The sequence below is a fragment of the Rhizobium hidalgonense genome (assembly GCF_002914525.1).
GTDB classification, from domain to species: Bacteria; Pseudomonadota; Alphaproteobacteria; order Rhizobiales; family Rhizobiaceae; genus Rhizobium; species Rhizobium hidalgonense.
Window position 1 is genome coordinate 12,016 of the sequence record NZ_LODW01000065.1, and the last position, 20,456, is coordinate 32,471.

The 20,456-nt window shown below is 59.0% G+C and carries 14 protein-coding genes and 1 tRNA gene; 5 read left to right on the forward strand and 10 right to left on the reverse strand.

Translation table 11 applies throughout. From position 1 onward, the window contains the following. The first annotated feature begins 15 nt into the window (after nucleotides 1–15). A complete protein-coding gene (locus ATY29_RS21165; RefSeq protein ID WP_097537247.1) occupies nucleotides 16–405 on the forward strand; it encodes a hypothetical protein in 390 nt (129 codons plus the stop codon). Between the two features lie 453 nt (nucleotides 406–858). Here the strand turns inward: ATY29_RS21165 and ATY29_RS21170 are convergent, their stop codons facing one another. The 3 genes from ATY29_RS21170 to ATY29_RS21180 all read right to left on the reverse strand — a co-directional run bounded on the left by ATY29_RS21170 (nucleotide 859) and on the right by ATY29_RS21180 (nucleotide 4,292). Then, complete coding sequence (locus ATY29_RS21170) at nucleotides 859–2,160, reverse strand: hypothetical protein (protein ID WP_097537248.1); 1,302 nt, start codon at nucleotides 2,158–2,160, stop codon at nucleotides 859–861. Then, the gene (locus ATY29_RS21175; protein WP_133118204.1) at nucleotides 2,157–2,726 is read right to left on the reverse strand and encodes a hypothetical protein; all 570 of its coding nucleotides are present in this window, start codon (nucleotides 2,724–2,726) and stop codon (nucleotides 2,157–2,159) included. Before ATY29_RS21175 ends, ATY29_RS21170 begins: the two co-directional genes overlap by 4 nt. Nucleotides 2,727–3,617: 891 nt before the next feature. After that, complete coding sequence (locus tag ATY29_RS21180; protein ID WP_088686542.1) at nucleotides 3,618–4,292, reverse strand: recombinase family protein; 675 nt, start codon at nucleotides 4,290–4,292, stop codon at nucleotides 3,618–3,620. A gap of 429 nt (nucleotides 4,293–4,721) precedes the next feature. Here ATY29_RS21180 and ATY29_RS21185 point away from each other — a divergent pair, with 429 nt between their 5' ends. Next, complete coding sequence (locus ATY29_RS21185; protein WP_097537250.1) at nucleotides 4,722–6,815, forward strand: AAA family ATPase; 2,094 nt, start codon at nucleotides 4,722–4,724, stop codon at nucleotides 6,813–6,815. A 272-nt stretch (nucleotides 6,816–7,087) separates the two neighbouring features. Here the strand turns inward: ATY29_RS21185 and ATY29_RS21190 are convergent, their stop codons facing one another. The 3 genes from ATY29_RS21190 to ATY29_RS21200 all read right to left on the reverse strand — a co-directional run bounded on the left by ATY29_RS21190 (nucleotide 7,088) and on the right by ATY29_RS21200 (nucleotide 10,065). Then, nucleotides 7,088–8,470 carry a site-specific integrase gene (locus ATY29_RS21190; protein WP_103671212.1) on the reverse strand — a complete coding sequence of 461 codons (1,383 nt, stop codon included), beginning with the start codon at nucleotides 8,468–8,470 and terminating at the stop codon, nucleotides 7,088–7,090. 90 nt (nucleotides 8,471–8,560) lie between these two features. After that, nucleotides 8,561–8,645: transfer RNA gene (locus tag ATY29_RS21195), tRNA-Leu, on the reverse strand. A 124-nt stretch (nucleotides 8,646–8,769) separates the two neighbouring features. Continuing rightward, nucleotides 8,770–10,065 (reverse strand): MFS transporter, encoded by a 1,296-nt coding sequence (locus ATY29_RS21200; protein ID WP_097537252.1) that lies wholly within the window; start codon nucleotides 10,063–10,065, stop codon nucleotides 8,770–8,772. A 127-nt stretch (nucleotides 10,066–10,192) separates the two neighbouring features. On the opposite strand from ATY29_RS21200, the gene ATY29_RS21205 reads away from it, so the two are divergent. Beyond that, complete coding sequence (locus tag ATY29_RS21205; protein WP_003567021.1) at nucleotides 10,193–10,771, forward strand: TetR/AcrR family transcriptional regulator; 579 nt, start codon at nucleotides 10,193–10,195, stop codon at nucleotides 10,769–10,771. Nucleotides 10,772–10,819: 48 nt separating this feature from the next. On the opposite strand, the gene ATY29_RS21210 is transcribed toward ATY29_RS21205, so the two are convergent. Continuing rightward, a complete protein-coding gene (locus ATY29_RS21210; protein ID WP_025417165.1) occupies nucleotides 10,820–11,800 on the reverse strand; it encodes an aldo/keto reductase in 981 nt (326 codons plus the stop codon). 233 nt (nucleotides 11,801–12,033) lie between these two features. Here ATY29_RS21210 and ATY29_RS21215 point away from each other — a divergent pair, with 233 nt between their 5' ends. Further along, the gene (locus ATY29_RS21215) at nucleotides 12,034–13,665 is read left to right on the forward strand and encodes an AMP-binding protein (protein ID WP_097537253.1); all 1,632 of its coding nucleotides are present in this window, start codon (nucleotides 12,034–12,036) and stop codon (nucleotides 13,663–13,665) included. Nucleotides 13,666–13,669: 4 nt separating this feature from the next. On the opposite strand, the gene ATY29_RS21220 is transcribed toward ATY29_RS21215, so the two are convergent. The 3 genes from ATY29_RS21220 to secA form a co-directional block, all read right to left on the reverse strand. Beyond that, nucleotides 13,670–14,947: a GNAT family N-acetyltransferase gene (locus tag ATY29_RS21220; protein WP_003567016.1), complete on the reverse strand. Its 1,278-nt coding sequence runs from the start codon at nucleotides 14,945–14,947 to the stop codon at nucleotides 13,670–13,672. Next, entirely contained in the window at nucleotides 14,948–16,363 is a 1,416-nt protein-coding gene (locus ATY29_RS21225; protein WP_097537259.1) for a lipopolysaccharide biosynthesis protein, read from the reverse strand. 179 nt (nucleotides 16,364–16,542) lie between these two features. Next, complete coding sequence (gene secA / locus ATY29_RS21230) at nucleotides 16,543–19,260, reverse strand: preprotein translocase subunit SecA (protein ID WP_003567012.1); 2,718 nt, start codon at nucleotides 19,258–19,260, stop codon at nucleotides 16,543–16,545. Between the two features lie 246 nt (nucleotides 19,261–19,506). Between secA and ATY29_RS21235 the strand changes: the two genes are divergently transcribed. Then, complete coding sequence (locus ATY29_RS21235; protein ID WP_003567010.1) at nucleotides 19,507–20,388, forward strand: peptidylprolyl isomerase; 882 nt, start codon at nucleotides 19,507–19,509, stop codon at nucleotides 20,386–20,388. Nucleotides 20,389–20,456 lie beyond the last annotated feature (68 nt).

Below are 20,456 nucleotides of genomic sequence, written 5' to 3' on the forward strand. Positions count from 1 at the left end.
AATGAAGGGAAACTCATGCAGACGGCCTTTGTTGTCAGGCAGATAGTTGCGCGATCGTTCTATCTATTGCCGTTCCTGCTGGCGCTGTTCACTATCCCGGCGCCTTTCAAGGTGCTTGCGGTCTGTTTGCTTGTCATCAAGATCAAGATGACGGACGAGACCGAGAGATCGGAAGTCATGCACCTGCTCGGTTACATCGCCTCGAATATGAAGACGCAGGATGAGCCGACGGCCGATAAATGGTTCGGGTCGGTCAAGAAGGCGTTTCTACTTGATGAGGGGATAGATGCCAGTGAAGTCGAACTTGGACCACTGAAGATCAAGGTCGATATTGTATTCAATATCCTCGAAATGCTGCTAGCTATCGTATTTATCTTCGTATCGCTGTGGATGGCATTGCGCTGACACCTCCTCAAATAATATCCCATTTGGGGAGGGGACGGTCCGGTCGGTATCTGGGGTATTCTACAAATGACTGGTAGAACTCGTTGGTAATGAAACCACGTTCCCGACCCTTGCTTAGCCTCCATTTCACCTGTGGGATTGTAAGCTTCATCGCGACCGCAAGCTGTTCGATAGTCTTGAACTTACCGGTTTCGAGGAAGGCAATCGAACTGGCTATCCCTTCAACGTTGCTCGCTCCCTAGAGAGCTTCCACTTGAGGTAGCGCTGGCGTTTCGGGTCGATGATGATGTGAGGGTAAGGGGTGTCGCGTTCGGTCATGTCCTCTTACGGGTCCTCCTATGAGTAGTACCATGGTTGATAATAAGGGTTACGAAGGTAAGCATTGGTAGCCATTGGTGTCGAAGGTGTAAGGGCCCTCCCCATCAGGGGGCCCCCAACTATGGTAGACCGAGATCAACCTACGTACGTCGAAGACACATCGACCAGTCCAGGTAAGCCGACATGGTGTGAGAAGACATCACCCATCACCTGCTTGGCCACCATCGCATTGGAAGATGCCACAAGGATCGCGTCGTGTACGGGCAGGGCAACGATCCCATGAGATTTCAAGCTCAGCAGGATGTCGACCATGATCTGGCTCTCTTGACGTTGAACATGATGCCCAACTCCGGTGAAGAAGAGGTGTGCTATCGCGGGATGGTGGCGGATGATGGCTTCGGTGATTTCGGATATGTGAGTGCCTTTAGGAAAGTTCCCCACAGACCCCCGCAGCATCTTCCTCATGGGAGTTTCGCGGAAGACCATCGAACTGAAGACGACCTTGATACCCTTTCGATGCTCCTCAAAGCCGGGGATGGCGTAGAGGTCGGATGCAGCCGGAACCGCACCCGCCATGCCGTAGAGCTGCCTTGGTCCCATCTGAGCGTAGTCCAGCTCGACTATTGCCTCGCCGTCGATGACAAGGCGGTCAAACCGGCTTTCCTTGCTCATCCCCTGCCAGAAGCCACCAAAGAGACGACCGCCGCTTTCGAACCGTCCCCGAGTGAAGATGCGGCGCAAGTCTCGGTCGCTGGTGTCGGGAACGGGGCTGCTGTCAGTCTTGTAGGTCCCGTAGTCGATGTCGGCAGACCGCAGCCAATCGTTGATGTCCCGCATCTCTCGCCGAAAGAGGCTCGTCTCCTCCGTATCGTGGTAGTCGATAACCTGTGCTTCGTCCCAGAAGTCCGCCTTCTCGCTCTTCAGGATGATGGGTTCTGCCACGCAAGCTAGCCCGAGGTCGGCGAAGGTGATCCCCCCGGTGTCCAGACGTGCAAATAGCTTCGGACCGGGACGGATGGACGTGCGCCGCGCATCTTGCCGCCAATCGCTGTCGCCAATCTCTTGGACTATCCACCCAAGTTCTGGAGCGGCCAGCCTGTTAAGAACATCGGGGAAGGTCTTACCGTATACCCGTGGACGGTATCGGTTCCGGCCTCCAAGCACGGCATGTGACCGGGTCACGTAGATCGCATCTGGACGCCTGTAGAGGGCGTGATGCATCAGGTCACATAGGATGGCTTCCACTGTAAGCTCGAAGGTTTCTTGGTCATGTTGCTTTCGCCTACGGGTGCGGTGCCCGCCGCACTCTTCGTAGCGCTCAACTTCCGCAATGGCTTCCGTGATCAGCGCCTTTGACGCCTCGGTCCTAGCGAAGCGCCACGGGCTGAATGGCCTGTCCACGGGCTTGCTGGTGTCTTTGGTGGCAGGCGTGTTCAAGCTGCGTCCCCGCTCAGCTCTGGTCCAAGGATCGCGTCCCGCTCGGTCCTGACCTTCTGTCGAGCAGCCTCCAGGGCTTTCGCCTTGCGCCTCGCAATTTCCACGCCGTAGGCTGTAAGCTTGCTGGTTTCGATAATCGACCAGAGAGCCGCTATGGTCCTCGGAGGCACCTCTCGGTAGACGCTGCGCGTCATCCCGTTCATGGACCAGTTGTACGCGGCCTCACGAGGGTTCAGGCGCAGCAACATGCGTACGGTCTGGAAACGGAACCCGTTGTCGTACTTCCAACGCCTGTGGTCATCCTCGTGCCAGTAGCCCATTGCCATGAGGAGCTTGGCTATGGTGATGCTGTCGGTCTCTTCGGACAGAGAGACGATTGCCTTGGATGCCTGAAGCTCGTGCACGTTGGCTGCAACGCCACGTTCTGTAGTCCTGATGTGGGCCTTCGCCGCAGCGACGGTGCGAGCCCAGATGTCGTTCATCGACTCGTAGGCGTTGGTCGCCGAGACGGTGTTCAAATAGCTGTCGATTTCTTTGATGTAGGGTTTGAGGTCGGATTTCTTCACGCCGGTCTGGAGAGGGTGACCGTGGCGAGCTTTCGTCCGCTTATGTTGTTCGCAGAGTGCACTGTAGCCGTTGACCTGAGCGGAGCATCCGCCAGCCTTGCAAGTTCTCATATGTGCGTGTGTTCTCAATCTTTAGGAATGGGTCTTGGCAGAGGATAGAACCCCTGTTCATGCAGTACCCGCTGCATGGCTGACCGTACCGGGACCCTGAGGCACGGGAGCAGGACTTAGTTGAGCAGTATCGATGATGTGATGTGTCGCCCGTAGGCTTGGTGGTGTCTCGTTACGAAGGTGGCGGCTGTGCCGCTCGGTGTCGGTAGAGTGACCCGTAGGTTCGGTGGTGTCGTCAGGGGACGCGGGTTTGCTTCCCGGCCAATCCCTCACCGCTCGGTTCAACATTCGGGCCACTGCCGTCTGCCTTGCCACTGCTTGCGGCCAATGACCGCTCCCGATTTGGTGCTTTAGTTCCGCTATACGGGGCGCTTCCGCTTCCCCTGCGCCGGGGTGGTGTCCCCAGACCGCTAGGCGGCATACATATGACGCTATCAATCACACCCGTCAAGGGAAAACGATAAAGAGATAGCAATAACAATGACTTGAGTAGATGCGGATCTGGTGTGGGAACGAGGGAATTCAGGGTGTCTGAGGTTGGCGTGGGAGAATATGTGGCCCCAAATTGGGAAAATATTAGTGCGGAGAATGAAGGCAAATCAAACCACCTGGCCGCAGCACCCAAGCGGCCACCTCTTCCGCCACCCTGCAACCCGTGCCTGTTGCCTCTTGAACAATGTTCCGCTCCTAAGAGCCGGAGAGACGCACCGATTACCGATTTATACCCTCCTCCAAGTCTGACTCACCCACAATGTTCGCAGGGCCCTGGCGACGCGTGAGCTATCCTCTCCGCTTCTTTGGTGACTTCCGCAACTCCTCGGCTTGCTCCCAAGATGCCACCTGCTGAGCGGCCTTGGCAGGGTCGGCTTTGATGCGAATGATGGTCTGCCGCACCAGTCCAGTCTTTCTGGCAATCTCACTGTTGCTGGTGCCGAGGCCAAGCAGGCGCATGACCTCGACAAGCTGGTCGCCATCGAAGGTCGGCTTGCGCCCGAGGAACTTCTCAGGCTCTTTGGTCTGCGCGTGAGCAATCCCAATCCTCTGGGCGTCCTTGGTAGCCTCAAGCTGCGCCTGTGCCATGCCAGCCATGAATGTCATCATAGCGTCTCTGAGGGCCATCCCCATGGGGTCAGTGCGCGACCCGTCGAACTCCATGTCGTTGATGATGGTCTTGATGATCACGCCCCTGCGCATGAAATCGCGGATGGTGTCCGTCACGTCGTTGTAATCGCGGCCAAGACGATCGACCCACCGGACAACCAAGGTGTCACCTCGGCGTAGCAGATCAAGCAGGCGTTTGCCCTGTGGTCTGTCCTTCAGCGATACGCTGCCCGAGACGCCATCATCGGTGACCACCTCATCGAAGACGTATCCCTTGGCCTCTGCTGCCGTCTTCTGGTGGTCTACGGTCTGATCAGCGGTCGAAACGCGGGCATACAGAACTGTCTTCGTCATTGTCGTGCATCCTGTCCATTGTGGCTATGTACACAGACATGAGATGTCCATAAGGCAATGTCAACCCTTGTGGACATGCCGCCAACCCTCCAGACGGATGTACACTGCCGTATACCGCTGTGGACACGCCGCAATACGGTGGCTCTTTAGCCGGAGAACTCGTTCAATCGAGCTCCTCTCCCAAATCGGAAACTATGAACGCGCGACAGCGAGCGCTCTAGGGGCGCAGTTTGGCAGAAGACAAAGACGCCAATCCGTTATGGTAGATACCTTCACGATGACCTCACTTCGCGAAATTGTTGATAAAGTCGTCGTGGACAGAACGCGGAACAACCTACGTTGGTTAGTCTGGGAAATGCGTGACAATATGAGTCGCATAAATTGCGATTCGAGAATTACCCAAACCGGCTAATATACAGTGAAGGTCCTATGAAAATCGACCAGTTGAAAGTTATCAACTTCCGCGGAATTAAAGAAGTTGAGCTCTCGAATCTCGGTACAATGGTGATCGTTGCTGGGCAAAACGGATCAGGAAAGTCGTGTATATTCGACGCAGTTCGGCTGTTGAAGTCTGTTTATGGAGGGTACCAGCAAAACGAGTGGCAGCAGTGGCTGGGCGAGTTCCAAATACAGATGACGAACAGGGCTAGCGATTTCGCGTCTATGTTCAACGATGCTACGCGACCACTATCAATCTCTTGCGGCTTTAGGCTCTCCGCCGAGGAGAGAGCTTACATTCAGACGAATGCGCATGACCTTCTAACTGAAGCGACTTGGCGGATGCTCATACCGGAGGCTTACGCTTGGGGCGGAATGCGAATGGCGCCCTTTGCCGCTCAATTCAGGGATAGAGAGTCTGAAGTTAAGGGCCGTGTGGAGGCAGCACACGCTGCTTTGGTCACAGAACTCGCTCAACCGTTACTACACGCTGAATGCACCATTCCTGTTGGTGGAGTGCCGCATATAATGCCCTCGGTCGCGCTTGAGGCGATATTCAGTACTTTCAGACCGCGAGACATCGGCGTGATCGATTACCACGGTGCGCAACGTCACTATGGCCGCGAACTCGTACAGGGGGTCAACCTAAACCTTGGCTCTAATGAGCAGCAGCATAGCCAATCAGCGCTTTACAACTACTCTGCTAAGTACATGAATGTTAAAGCTGAGATGGCGACTTCGTACATCCGTGAGATTCTATCTGAGCAAGCGGGGATACCAAGAGCCGCGCAATCCACTCTGACAAATACGCTTAAAGAGTTATTCGAGACTTTCTTTCCCGAAAAGACGTTCCTCGGTCCTCAGCCCACCGAGGACGGGAGACTCACTTTTCCAGTCAGAACCTCGGGCGGCAATATCCACGACCTCGACGAATTGAGCGCGGGTGAGAAGGAGATCCTGTATGGGTACCTACGCATACGCAACTCTGCTCCTCAGCATTCAATCATTCTCTTGGATGAGCCGGAGCTACATCTCAATCCGAGGCTGATCCGTGGACTGCCGGGTTTCTACCAAAAAAACCTCGGAATAGCTCTGGACAACCAGATTTGGCTTGTAACTCACAGCGATGCTCTCCTTCGAGAAGTTGTTGGTAGAGAAGGTTACAACGTCTTCCACATGCTGCCCTGTGGGAACGTGCCGGATGGTGAAACCCAGTTGAAGCCGTTGTCAGTAAATGCGGACTTGGACTTAGCGTTGATTGATCTCGTCGGCGACTTAGCTGCATATCGCCCGAGCGGAAAAGTAGTGATCTTTGAAGGCGGCGGCGATTCCGATTTCGACCAGAACATAACAGGGAAGTTGTTTCCTGAGCTACTTGAACATGCAAACCTTGTATCCGGTAGCAACAAGGCGAGGGTGCAAGCTCTTCAGGAGGTATTGGAGAAAGCGACAGAGAAAGCTCAGTTGCCTTTCAAATTCTTTGCGATAACCGACCGAGACTCGGACACCGCGATCAATCAGAACGAACGAGTGCGTTCCTTTTCTTGGGACGTGTACCACGTGGAGAACTATTTCATAGAACCTCGGTTCATTGCCAAGGTCTTAGAATCCCTTGGGTATTCCAATGTTTCGAGCGAGGCACAGATTACTGACGATCTACGTGAGTGCGCTCGTGAAGGCATGCCAGAACTGATCCGCCACGAGTTAGCAGAGTTCGCTAACACTACGATGGTGCGGGCCATCAACACAGGAACCGACCCAAAGGCTGGCAATCTTGGCATGGCTTTGTCGCAAGCAGTTGAGCGATCGCTTCAACGTCTGCAGTCCGCCACAGCTGATTCACTTAGCTCAGCATCTTTGTCTGCCAAAGAGGCGGAACTTCGGAGAAAATATGAGGAACATCTGGCCAGTGGTGAATGGATCAAGTCATTCAGGGGACGGGACATTCTGAAGAGGTACGCCGGGAAATGGGCGTCGGGGATTGCATACGAGGTGTTCAGGAACCTGATCACATCCCAAATGCGCGACGCTGGTCATCAACCGCTGGGAATGAAGACCGTTATAGATCGGATCATTGCTGATTGATAGCCGATCGACGGGCAGCAAATCCAAGCGTATTCAAACCGACTGGCAACGAATGACTGAGCCCGCCCCTGTCTCGAAAAGGGTGGGTACCCCGGGGGACAACCCCAGCTGCCGTTCTCTATGATGGTGGCTGAGAAATTTTCGCTGTTTCTACGGCGGGTTCCGCTGAACGCACCGCAGGCATAGTTCGTCCTTTGTCGTGCCTGTGCGTTTAGGGCAGCTCATTCCGTTCTTTACAAGATTGACTGTCCAGTATCACCAGCGCCCAGGTGTCAGTTCTCCCCGAACGACAGCTTCATAGCTTTCGATGTCGCCACCAAGCGAGCTTCATCGGAACCGTAGCGATTGGCCTCGCCAGTCACTGCATGCCCGAGGATCAGCTTTCGCTCATGCTCGTCTACTCCAGCGCGGATCATGCGATCCTGCATGTTATGCCTGAGACTGTGCACGACCACCTTTGGGTCCGTCACGACCTTTCTGACGCTCTTCATGAGAGCGGCGCTTGCTGCATCCCCGCCGCCCCTCCGACCGTACTTGGCAAACAGCGGGGCTTCGGTAGCAGTGGTATCGGGAGCCAGCTCTAGGGCTTCCTTTGCTGCCGCGAGAGCGTCTCCAACGAGAGGCACCTGACGCCGCGAAGCTTTGTTCTTCAAACGCCGGATTCCGTTGAAGCGAATCACAAGGTGCGGCAGGTCACCGTCCAACACTACGTCCCTAATCTCCAGCCCAGTCGCCTCGCTGACACGCAGGCCGCTCCCTTCAAGCAAGCGCCAGACTAGCCGAAGGTCTGCGCCAGCATGCCCAAGGACGTACGATCGTGTGGCCGTGAGCTGCTTCGCGGTGAAGGGGTCGCGCTCATCACGGTCGGCTTTCTCGGCGGCCTTGAGACCCTTGATATCAAGGTTCTTAAATGCATTTATGGCCAACCGCTCCAGCTCAAATTCCCTGATACCAAATTCGATGATGGCGCGAATGTCGTTGCAATAGCGGTCCACGGTGGTTGGCTTTGCACCCGAGCTCAACATCTCAGCGACTACTTCGCGAGCATGAACACGCGTGAGTTCAGAGAGTTTCGGGTCCTTACCTAATGCTGTCTTCACGAAATGGGTTACGCGCTCCACCCGCAGCCGTTTTCGCTGCTCCCCAGGATCTCCAGTAACCTTGGTTTCCACATAAAGTCGTGCGGCATCCACGAAGCTTGCTTGTGGTGGTGTGACGTTACCGCTGCCGGTTAACATTCCGTAGGCTAGGCTGTCGATCTTGTCGCGAACCTGCCAGCTCTCAGCAAGCGCGTCGGCTGAGGTTAATTCGGGGAAGACGTCCACCGCCGCATTGTAACTGGTGTGCAAGGGCCCGGTGGGATCGACGCCAAGTGCCTTCAATCGAGCCACTGCTTCGCGCCAGTCGTCCAGAGCTGTTCTGACGCATTCCATTGTGGGCGCAGCGGCCGCTGGTAGCTTCGCCGCAGCTAGCTGCCTCTCGACAACGTCGTGATAACCCGGCCACGCCTTAATGGCTGACGATTCGGTGAGCCCCAAGACCTTCTTGAACTCGTATTTGCCAATACGTTCTCTCAGGGCGGTCGGGACTTGGCGGCGGTACTCAAAGCTGCCGCTGGGTGTCTTCGACAAATATTTCAAGATGATTGTCTTCACTGTCCGGTCCTCTGTCAGTACCTAATGCAGTACCCCGAGGACGAATTAACCTAGCGTTTCCAGCAATTTGATAGGCTGTAAGCCCGTAAGTGGTGCCCCATGCCGGGGTCGAACCAGCACTTCTTTCGAAACTCGATTTTGAGTCGAGCGCGTCTACCAATTCCGCCAATGGGGCAACGGAGTGAACGGGCGGCTGTCTAACATGCGAGCGCCCGCAGACGCAAGACGGGCAATCGAAGTTATCAGACTGATCCGGTAGAGAGAGCCGGCCTCGTTTCGAGGCCGGACGCTGTCCGATATCAATGAGCGGCGGCGGGCGCCGGGGCGGTCAGGCCTGATTTCTTCAGGGTGATTGCCAGGATCGAGGCCAGCAGGCAGAAGGCGCCGGCAACGAAGAAGGCGGGCAGGTAGCTCGAAAGCTCGGTGCGCGAGAGGCCGGCGCCATAGGCGGCGGTGGCGGCGCCCAGCTGATGGCCGGCAAAGACCCAGCCGAAGACGAGGCCGGCCTTTTCACGGCCGAAGCGGTCGGCGGCGATCTTGACGGTCGGCGGCACGGTGGCGATCCAGTCGAGGCCGTAGAAGACGGCGAAGATGGAGAGGCCGTAAAAGCTGAAATCGTTGAAGGGCAGATAGAGCAGCGAAAGGCCGCGCAGGCCATAATACCAGAAGAGCAGCCAGCGATTGTCGAAGCGGTCGGACAACCAGCCGGAGCCGATGGTGCCGAAGAAATCGAAGATGCCCATCACCGCCAGCACGCTGGCGGCGGCCACCGGCACGATGCCGAAATCGCCGCAGAGGGTGACGAAATGGGTCTGGATCAGGCCGTTGGTGCTGAGGCCGCAGATGAAGAAGGTGGCAAAGAGGATCCAGAAGGTCGACGTCTTCGCGATTTCCCTGAGGGTGGTGATCGGCGTCATCAGCGCGGCGCCGAGCGTGATGCTGGCCGGCGGCGGCGTCACCTGGGTTTCGCCGAGGGAGGGCAGGTTCAGGTCAGCCGGGCGATCCCGCATGAAGGCGAGCACGGCGAGAGCTGCGACCATGATCATGGCGCAGACGAAAAACACCGTCGATCGCCAGCCGTAGCGTTCCGTCAGTTCGGCCATCAGCGGCAGAAAGACCAGCTGGCCGGTGGCGGAGCTGGCCGAAAGCATGCCGACGACGAGGCCCCGATGTTTGGTGAACCAGCGGGTGGAAATAGTCGCAGCCAGCACCACGGCCGTCAGGCCAGTGCCGAAGCCGACGACGATGCCCCAGAGCGCCAGCAGATGCCAGAGCTTGGTCATGAACAGCGAGCCGACGAAGCCGGCGCCGATCAGGGCGAGCGCGAAGACGATGACCTTGCGCACCCCGAAATAATTCATGAAGGCGGCAGCGAAGGGGCCCATGAAGCCGAACAGGATCAGGCGGATCGCCAGCGCCGAGGAAATCTGCGAGGTCTCCCAGCCGAACTCGTCCTGCAGCGGCTTGATGAGCACGCCGGGTGCGCCCATGGCGCCTGCCGTCACCAGCATGGTGAGGAAGGTTGCGGCAACGACGACCCAGCCGTAGTGGATGTTGCGCCGGGCAAGGGTAGAGGCAAGGGCTGCGGAGACCATGGGCGAAATTCCGTTGAATTCGGGTTCGGGAGATTAGGGGCCTGATTTACATGATGGTCATCATATTTGTTGCTTATTCATGATGGACGTCATATATTTTGTCAAGCGACTATTTCTGGAGATGAGAATGCGGGTCAGCCGCGAAAAATTTGCCGAAAACCGAGAGAAAATCCTGAGCGTTGCCGGCGTGCTCTTCCGTGAGAACGGCTTCGACGGGGTCGGTGTCGCCGACATCATGAAGGCGGCGGGGCTGACGCATGGCGGCTTCTACGGTCATTTCGGCTCGAAGGATGATCTGGCGCTCGAGGTCAGTCGCCAGCTGATCGACAGGGTCGAAACGCGTTGGAAAGAGCATATCGCCGAGTCGCCGGAACGGCCGCTGGAATCGCTTCTCGACCACTATATCCACTGGCGAACGGTCGACGATCCGGGCGGCAGCTGCGTCTTCGCAACCTTGATCCAGGAGGTGAGCCGCAGCCGCGGTGCGGTGCGCGCCGTCTTCAGCGATGGGCTGTCGGTGCTGGTCGACACGCTCGCCGATATCGTTCCCGGCGAGACCGAAGAGGAACGCCGCGCCAATGCCGCGACGACACTCTCATCGATGATGGGCGCCGTCATCCTTGCGCGCGCGGTCGAGGACCGGGCGCTTGCCGAGCACTTTCTGGTGACGATGCGCCGGCAGCTCGATCCCGGCAGCCGAATCTAGCCATACGATGCTGCCCCCCCTTCTCGAAGGGGATGGTCGACGATGTCTTTATTTGAAACCGGCGATGGCATGCGGGACGTAGGGCGCTTCCAGCGCGGCGATTTCTTCGGCGGTGAGCTTGACGGAGAGTGCGGCAACCGCGTCGCTGAGGTGGTTCGGCTTGGAAGCGCCGATGATCGGGGCGGTCACGGCACTCTTCTGCAGGATCCAGGCGGTTGCGACCTGGGCGCGGGAGATGCCGCGGGCCTTGGCGATCTCAGCCACGGCTTCGACGATCTTGCGGTCGGCGTCGATCGATTGCGTGTAAAGTGTCTTGCCGAATTCATCGGTCTCGCTGCGCGCCGTCGCTTCGTCCCAGTCGCGGGTCAGGCGGCCGCGGGCTAGCGGGCTCCAGGGGATGACGGCGATCTTCTGGTCCTCGCAGAGCGGCAGCATTTCACGCTCTTCCTCGCGGTAGAGCAGGTTCAGGTGGTCCTGCATGCTGACGAACTCGGTCCAGCCGTTCAACCTGGAGACGTAAAGCGCCTTGGCAAATTGCCACGCGTACATGGAGGAAGCGCCGATGTAACGCGCCTTGCCCGCTTTGACGACGTCGTGCAGCGCTTCCAGCGTTTCCTCGATCGGGGTCGTGTAATCGAAGCGGTGGATCTGGTAGAGGTCGACATAGTCGGTGCCGAGGCGGCGCAGGCTATTGTCGATTTCATCGAAGATCGCCTTGCGCGACAGGCCGGCGCCGTTCGGGCCCGGCCGCATGCGGTTGAACACCTTGGTCGCCAGCACGATGTCCTCACGCTTGGCGAAGTCCTTTATGGCGCGGCCGACGATCTCTTCGGAGGAGCCGTTGGAATAGGTGTTGGCGGTGTCGAGGAAATTGATGCCGAGCTCGATCGCCTGACGGATCATCGTCCGGCTTTCTTCTTCCCGCAGGCTCCAGGCATGATTACCGCGGCCGGGATCGCCGAAGGTCATGCAGCCCAGGCAAATTTTCGAGACTTCCAGGCCGGTCTTCCCAAATTTTGCATATTCCATGAAACAACTCCGTGATGAATTTGCTGACCCAATTCGCTGTCCCCGGCGGCTTTCCATGATCTAGCGCGGAAACCGGGAAAGTCGCAGGGCGCCCGCCGAAAAATCCGATTTGCGATGCGCACAACAATGCGTGATGAGCTTTGAAGCCCGGCCGGTCATCACCGTCTGGACCCGTTGCTTGCGCATTTGGAGCACAAGGTGTTAGCTGGTGCAGCATTCACTGGATTTCACTTATGATACTGCCGTCCCATGATCGCTACGACGATCTCTATCGCGATTTCTCGTGGCGGATTCCCGAGGATTTCAATATCGGCCGCGCCGTCAGCGACGACTGGGCGGCGAGGGCGCCGGAGCGCGTCTGCCTCGAACATTTCAGCCCGGACGGGTATCACCGCACCCTGACCTATCGCGCGCTCGCCGACCAATCCTCGGCCTTTGCCAATGCGCTGGTTTCACTGGAGATCGAACGCGGCGATCGCGTCGCGCTGTTGCTGCCGCAATCCTTCGAGACGGTGATCGCGCATGTGGCGATCTACAAGACCGGCGCGATCGCGCTGCCGTTGGCGTTACTCTTCGGTGTCGAGGCGTTGGAATACCGGCTGAAGGCGGCGGGCGTGGCCGCTGTCGTCACCAATGGCTTCGGTCTCGAGCGCATCCGGCAGATCCGCAAGGGTCTGCCGATGCTGAAGCATGTCGTCAGCATCGATGGGGCGAGTGCCGATGCGGCTGCTTTCGGCGAACTGGTGGACGGCCATTCCTCCGTCTTCGCCGTCGTCAAGACCGGTCCGGATGATCCGGCGCTGATGATCTTTACTTCGGGCACGACGGGGCCGCCCAAGGGTGCGCTGCATGGCCACCGCGTCCTGCCAGGCCATATTCCCGGCATGCAATTTGCCCATGAGGGTTTTCCGAAAGCGGGCGACAAGGTCTGGACGCCGTCCGACTGGGCCTGGGCAGGCGGGCTGCTCAACGCGCTGCTGCCGAGCCTTCTCCTCGGCGTTCCCGTCGTCTCCTCGCCGGCGCAGAAATTCGACGCAGACATGGCCTATCGGATCATGGCCGAGATGGGGGTGCGCAACGCCTTCATTCCGCCGACCGCATTGCGGCTGATGCGATCCGTTGCCGATCCGCGGTCGAAATACGATCTGGTTCTGCGCACCATCGGCTCGGCCGGAGAGGCGCTTGGCCGCGAGACCTATGAATGGGCGCAGCGCACCCTTGGCCTCACAGTCAATGAATTCTACGGCCAGACGGAGTGCAATTTCGTGCTGTCGTCGAGCGCTGCCTATGGCGTGACCAAGGCGGGCGCCATCGGGCGGGCGGTGCCGGGGCATCGCGTGGCGATCGTCGATGATGCGGGTGACGAGCTGCCGGCCGGCGAGCCGGGCCAGATCGCCATCGCCAGTCCCGATCCCGTCATGTTCCTCGGCTATTGGGACGATGCGGCGGCGACGACGCGAAAATTCGCCAAAGGCTGGCTGCTCACCGGCGATATCGGCCGACAGGACGAAGACGGTTATGTCACCTTCGAAGGCCGCGACGATGACGTCATCACCTCATCCGGATATCGTATCGGCCCGGCCGAAATCGAGGATTGCCTGATCGGCCATCCCGCCGTGCAGCTTGCCGCTGCCGTCGGCAAACCGGATGCCGTGCGCACCGAAATCGTCAAAGCCTATATCGTGTTGTCGCCCGGCCATCACCCAAGCGAGGCGCTGGCGGCTGACATCAGGGAATGGGTGAAGACGCGGCTTTCGATGCACGAATATCCGCGCGAGGTAGAATTCATCGATGCCCTGCCGCTGACCACCACCGGCAAGGTGATCCGCCGGCTGCTGCGGGAGAAAGCGGCGGCCGAAGCTTAGCTGTTCAGCTCCGGCCGGCCAGCGACATGATCTTTTCGCGCAGCATCTTCGCCATGTTTCGGGTGCTGCGGTACATGTGGAGCTGGGCTGTGACCTGACGCATGTCGCGGTCGCTGTTCTGCGTTAGGCCGATCACCAGCGTTCCCATCTCCTCGCGCTCCTGCCAGAAGCGGCTCATGATCGGGTGGTCGGAGACGGCGCAGGAATCGGAGCGGACGATGTTGGCGTCGTCGAGATGCCATTCGGTGAGTTCGCTCATCAAGAGCTTACCCGGCGAATAGCGGGCATAATTCTCGTCATAGGCAGTCTTCCAGGTATAGGCCTCGCCACCCATCATCAGTACGACGATGGCGGCGATCGCCTTGCCGTTGAGGTCGATCGTGTGAATACGCACGGCATCGACGGCGGCAAGATTCGAAACCGCCTCGCGGGCGAAGGCCGTATGATAGCGATCGGTGACGAGGGCGCTTCGCCGCTTGCCCTTCCAGCCACCGGCTTCCATCGCCAGGAATTCCTCGAAGCGGATGTGGATTTCGCGGGGCTGGCGGGCGACGGCATAAACCGCCGTTCCCTGTTCCTCCAGCAGACGCCACTGGCGACGCATCTCGCGCATGTGCGAGGAAGAGATGGTGCGGCCGAGATAGGCCGGCGCCTCTTCGTCGCTCTGCAGCATCGGGCGCAAATAGGGATTGGTGACGGTGACGGGAAGATTGCGGCTGAGCGCCACGGCCTTGATCATGCGCACGAAGATACCGTTCAGCCTGAGATCCGGCAGGACCACGATTCCGGGCAGATTGAGGTCGCGAGCCGTCAGTCCCTCAAAGAGGTTGTCGAGGGTCTCGGCGGCATCCTCGCTGTCAACGAGCGGCGTACCGAGCGGGCCGAAGCTGTTCGACCAGCCGCGGATGATCGACGGGCCGACGGCAAAACCCGGTTTGTCGACCGAAAACGGCATCAGAAAGCGCATGCGGCTGCGGCCGGCATTATGGTCGCGGATCAGGGCGAAGTTCACCTGTCGGTCTTCGAGCCGCGGCATTGCGGGGGCGAGGAAGCGGCCGGAGAAGAAGACGTTCGGCTCCATCGCCCGGTTGGAGAGAAAGTCGAGTTCTTCCTGAAGGTCATAGCCGAGCTTGCCGGGATAGAGGCAGAGTTCGCGCCCCGGCCGGCCGATCTCGGCGCGCGCCTCGGCCCGCGGCGCTTCGAAATGCAGCGCGGCGAGATCATGCACCATGCGGTTTGCAATGCTGTCGGTGCTTTCGGTCACGGGGGGAATACGCACCATCTATCGAACTCTCATTTCTGGCGTTGCGGCGGGGGGGCTGGCAAAGGCGAAAAGGACGATGCCGAGCGTGCGGCGCACGGCAAGATGCAGCAGGATTGCCTCGACCGCCATGGCCGATGCCGTGGCGATCGCGGTTCCTTCGATGCCGTAATGCGGTATTAAAGCAAGGTTGAGACCGATATTGGCGGTCAGCGCGCCGGCATAGAGCGCGACGCAGAGGTTCTGCTTGCCGGCCATCATCAGCAACGTTTCGGCTGGGCCGACCAGTGACTTGGCGAGGATGCCGGCAAGCAGGATCGCCATGACCAGATAACCTGATGTGAAGGCGCCACCGAAGAGCGAGAGCAGAAGATGGCCGGCGGCAAGCACCAGAAGACCGACGCCGAGTGCCGGCCAGAAGGTCCAGCGGGCGGCGTCGATGGCGGCGCTCGCCAGCTGTGCATGGTCGCCTTCGGCGATGATCGAGGAAAAGCGCGGGCCGGAGGCTGCCTTGACCGAGAAATTGATGAAATGCACCAGCGCCATGGTTTTGGCGGCGGCGAAATAGATGGCGACGTCGTGCGGCTCGAGGAAGATGCCGACGACGACGACATCGGAATTGGTCAGCAGGAAGCTCACACCCTCGATCAAAAAAATCGGGAAGGCGACGCTGAACCAGGCGAGGAAATCGACCTTGCGCGGCCCCTCGTCATAATGCCGGCGAAGGCGATAGAGCGTTGCGGCATACTGGCCGAGCGCGGTGACGAAGGTCGCGGCGAGTGCTGCCTGCATGGCGGTGACGGCCGTATGTTCGGCGCCGATGGCAATGGCGATCAGCATGAAGAGGATGATCAGGATCGGTCGGACGATATAGACCGGGCCAAGCGCCATGACCGGCCAGTGGTTCGCCCGCGACGTACCCTCCAGAATGTCGCCAAGCGCGATCATCGGCATCGCGAGCAGGCCGAGGAAGATCGGGACGAGATAATAGACCTGGATCATATGGCCGAAGAAATGCAGCCCGAGCATGCCGGCGGCGAGTACCGCTGTGCCGGAAAGCAGCGCGAAGATGCGCGCGGTGCCGGTGAGGCCGCGGATTTCCTCGAAGGCGCCCGCTGCCTTGTATTGCGGCAGGAAGCGGATGATTGCCGTGTGGAAACCAAGGCATGAGAGATCGCCGAAGACGACGACCAGCACCCAGACGAAAACGAAGATGCCGTATTCATATTCGCCCATCAGCCGGGCAAGCAAGATCTGCGAGATGAAGGCAAGGGCTGCACTGAGAATGCGGATCGAAAAGGCCGTCAGCGCCATGCGCTGGGCGGTCGCCTTCTCCCCACGTTCGGTGAGCACGGCCACAAGCATGCGCCGCGTGCGGCCGCCGATCGGGCGCAGGCCCGCGGACAGCATTTTTTCCGCTGTTTCTATGACCGCCATGATGAACACGCAAAACTCTGAAAGTCAGGCAAATCGTGCCCGAAGTCTTGACAGAACAGGGTTAAGAAACGGTTCCGGATCGGACCGGTCGGTCGGCGCTGAAATTGCGGTTTTCCAGCATTGCCGCGGAAAGAAAATGCCGCCCGAAGGCGGCATTTAAACGATCTTTGCGGTTTGCCTCAGACCTGCTCGAAGGCGCCGTGGCAATGCTTGTATTTCTTGCCGGAACCGCAGGGGCAGGTCTCGTTGCGGCCGACCTTGCCCCAGGTGGCCGGGTCATCGGGGTTCCGGTTCTCAGGGGAAACAATGACTTCCGATGCCTGGTAGATCGCCGGGGCGAAATCGTCCTCGCCGGTCATCGGATCGAGGTGATGGGCCTGCATCAGCGGCGGTTCGGGTTCAGCAGGGGCCTGCTGCACCAGCTCAACGCGCATCAGCTGGGCGGTCACGGCCTCGCGCAGATTGTTGAGCAGTGCGGTGAACAGCTCGAAAGCTTCCGACTTGTATTCCTGCAGCGGATCGCGCTGGGCATAGCCGCGGAAGCCGATGACGGAGCGCAGATGATCGAGATTGACGATGTGCTCGCGCCAGAGATGATCGAGCGTCTGCATGACGATCGAGCGTTCGACATAATGCATGATGTCGTCACCGAAACGCTCGGCCTTTTCGGTAAAGGCGGCATTGGTGGCTTGCGTCAGGCGCTCGCGGATATCGTCCTCGCCGATGCCTTCTTCCTTCACCCAGTCCTCGATCGGCAGGTCGAGATTGAGGATGTTCAGAGCACCGGTTTTCAGGCCGACGGCATCCCATTGTTCGGCGTAGGCGCGCTCGGGGATATACTTTTCAACCATGTCCTCGATCACCTCACGGCGCATGTCGGAGACGGTCTCGGAAATATTGGTCGATTCCATCAGTTCGAGGCGCTGCTCGAAGATCACCTTGCGCTGATCGTTGAGAACGTCGTCATACTTCAGGAGGTTCTTGCGGATATCGAAGTTGCGGGCTTCGACCTTCTTCTGAGCGCGCTCCAGGGCCTTGTTGATCCAGGGATGGACGATCGCCTCGCCCTCCTTGAGGCCGAGCTTGGTCAGCATGCTGTCCATGCGGTCGGAGCCAAAGATGCGCATCAGGTCGTCCTGAAGCGAGAGGTAGAATTTCGAGCGGCCGGGGTCGCCCTGACGGCCGGAGCGGCCGCGCAGCTGGTTGTCGATGCGGCGGCTTTCATGGCGTTCGGTGGCGATGACGTAGAGACCGCCGGCGGCGAGCGCCTTCTGCTTGAGTTCCTTGATCTCCTCGACGATCGCCTGGATCCGGGCCTCTCGCTCCGGACCAGCTTCGACTTCGCCGAGTTCGCGCTCGATGCGCATGTCCAGGTTGCCGCCCAGCTGGATGTCGGTACCGCGGCCGGCCATATTGGTGGCGATGGTGATGGCACCGGGCACGCCGGCCTGGGCAACGATATAGGCTTCCTGCTCGTGGTAGCGGGCGTTCAGCACCTGGAAGTCGTCGAAGCCCTGCTTGCGCAGGCGCTCGGCGAGCAGTTCCGATTTCTCGATCGAGGTGGTGCCGACCAGCACCGGCTGGCCGCGCTTATGGGCGTCGAGGATCTCCTCGATGATCGCCTTGAACTTCTCGTCGAAGGTCCGGTAAACCTCGTCATCCTCGTCGAGGCGCTTGATCGGCAGGTTGGTCGGAACCTCGATGACATCGAGATTGTAGATGTTGGCGAATTCTTCCGCTTCCGTCTGCGCCGTACCGGTCATGCCGGCGAGCTTGGAGTACATGCGGAAGTAGTTCTGGAAGGTGATCGAGGCCAGCGTCTGGTTTTCCGGCTGGATCCGCACCTTTTCCTTGGCCTCGAGCGCCTGGTGCTGACCTTCCGAATAGCGGCGGCCAGGCATCATGCGGCCGGTGAACTCGTCGATGATGACGACCTCGTCGTTGCGGACGATATAGTCCTTGTCGCGCTGGAAGAGCTTGTGAGCCTTCAGCGCGTTGTTGACGTGGTGGACGATCGCGACGTTCTCGATGTCGTAGAGCCCATTGCCTTTCAAGAGACCGGCCTGGCGGAGCAGGTTTTCCAGCTTCTCGGTGCCCTCTTCGGAGAAATTGGCAGAGCGCTGCTTCTCGTCGATTTCGTAATCGCTGGGTACGAGCAGCGGAATGTAGGCGTCGATCGTGTTATAAAGTTCGGAGCGGTCGTCGAGCGGGCCGGAGATGATCAGCGGCGTGCGCGCCTCGTCCACGAGGATCGAGTCCACTTCGTCGACGATCGCGAAGTTGTGGCCGCGCTGAACCATCTGGTTCTTCTCGTACTTCATGTTATCGCGCAGATAATCGAAGCCGAGTTCGTTGTTGGTGGCATAGGTGATGTCGCAGGCATAGGCCGCGTGGCGTTCCTCGTCGGAGAGGCCATGGACGATGACGCCGGTGGTCATGCCGAGGAAGCCGTAGATGCGGCCCATGGTCGCGGCATCGCGCTGGGCAAGGTAATCGTTGACGGTGACGACGTGCACGCCCTTGCCGGAAAGCGCGTTCAGATAGACCGGCAGGGTGGCGACGAGCGTCTTGCCTTCGCCGGTCTTCATCTCGGCGATCGCATTCGAATGCAGGATCATGCCGCCGACCAGCTGTACGTCAAAAGGCCGCAGGCCGAGAACGCGGCGCGAGGCTTCGCGCACGACCGCAAAGGCCGGTATCAGAATGTCGTCGAGCGTCTTGCCTTCGGCGAGCAAAGCACGAAACTCCACGGTCTTTGCCGCGAGCTGCTCGTCCGTCAGAGCCTTGGTCTTCTCTTCGATAGAGTTGATGGCAGCGACGTTCGGCTGGAAGGACCGCACGCGGCGGTCGTTGGAAGACCCAAATAACTTGCGGGCTATACCGCCAAAGCTGACCATATGACTGGTCCTTTCTCAAATATTCATCCCCGGCGTTTGTTGTTCGCGGCCCAGCCGAAAATCAGGCGCGCGCCTTAAAACGCCCGGAAACTGTTCTGGACGCGAGGTTGCGTGACAGATAAGAGGGGGGTCGAATGATGTCAACGGATTTGGCGGATACAGAAAGGCCACAATCCGGTGTTGATGGCTATTTTGGGCCGTTTCAGGCGATGCTGAAACCGTCGATGTAACTGTGAAGGGTATTTCATGTTGAGCACCAACAAACTTGCCGTTCTGGCGTTTGCAACTTTTGTTGCGCTCCAGGCCCCGGCCCATGCCGATGACGCCGTCATCGCCAAGGTCGGCAATCTGGAGATTCACCAGTCGGAACTCGACCTCGCCGTCGCCAATCTCGACCCGCAGCTGGCACAGCTTCCCGATGACCAGAAGAAGGTCGCTGCCCTTTCCGCCGCCATCGACGTGAAGCTGCTCGCCGCCGACGCTGCGGCCGAGAAGCTCGATCAGACCGACGAATTCAAGAAGCGCATGCAGTATCTCACCGACCGCGAGCTGCACAACGCCTACTTCAAGAAGCATGTCGTCGACATCGTGACGCCTGAAGAAGTCAAGGCACGCTACGACAAGGAAGTCGCCGCCCTGCCGAAGCAGGAGGAAGTCCACGCCCGTCATATCCTCGTCAAGACCGAGGACGAAGCCAAGGACATCATCAAGCAGCTCGATGCCGGCAAGGATTTCGCCGAGCTTGCCAAGGAAAAGTCGACCGATCCGAACAAGTCGGAAGGCGGCGACCTCGGCTATTTCTCGCGCGGCCGCATGGTCAAGGAATTCGAGGACGCAGCCTTTGCGCTTGAAAAGGGCACCTATTCGAAGACGCCCGTCAAGACCGATTTCGGCTATCACGTCATCAAGGTCGAGGATAAGCGCGACGCCCCGCCGCCCCCCTTCGAGCAGGTGCAGGATCAGGTTCGTCAGCTCGTCATGCGCGACAAGTATCTCGAGCTTCTGAACAAGGCGAAAGCCTCCGCCAAGATCGAAATCAGCGACGAGACGCTGCGCAAGGGTTACGACCAGGCCAACAAGCAGCCGGAGCCGGGCAGCGAGCCCGCAGCACCTGCGCCGAAGCAGTAATAGTCGCGTCAGGGCCCGGTTTTTCCGGGCCCTTTAGTATCGTTGTTGTTGTTGCATTTCTGAACGGC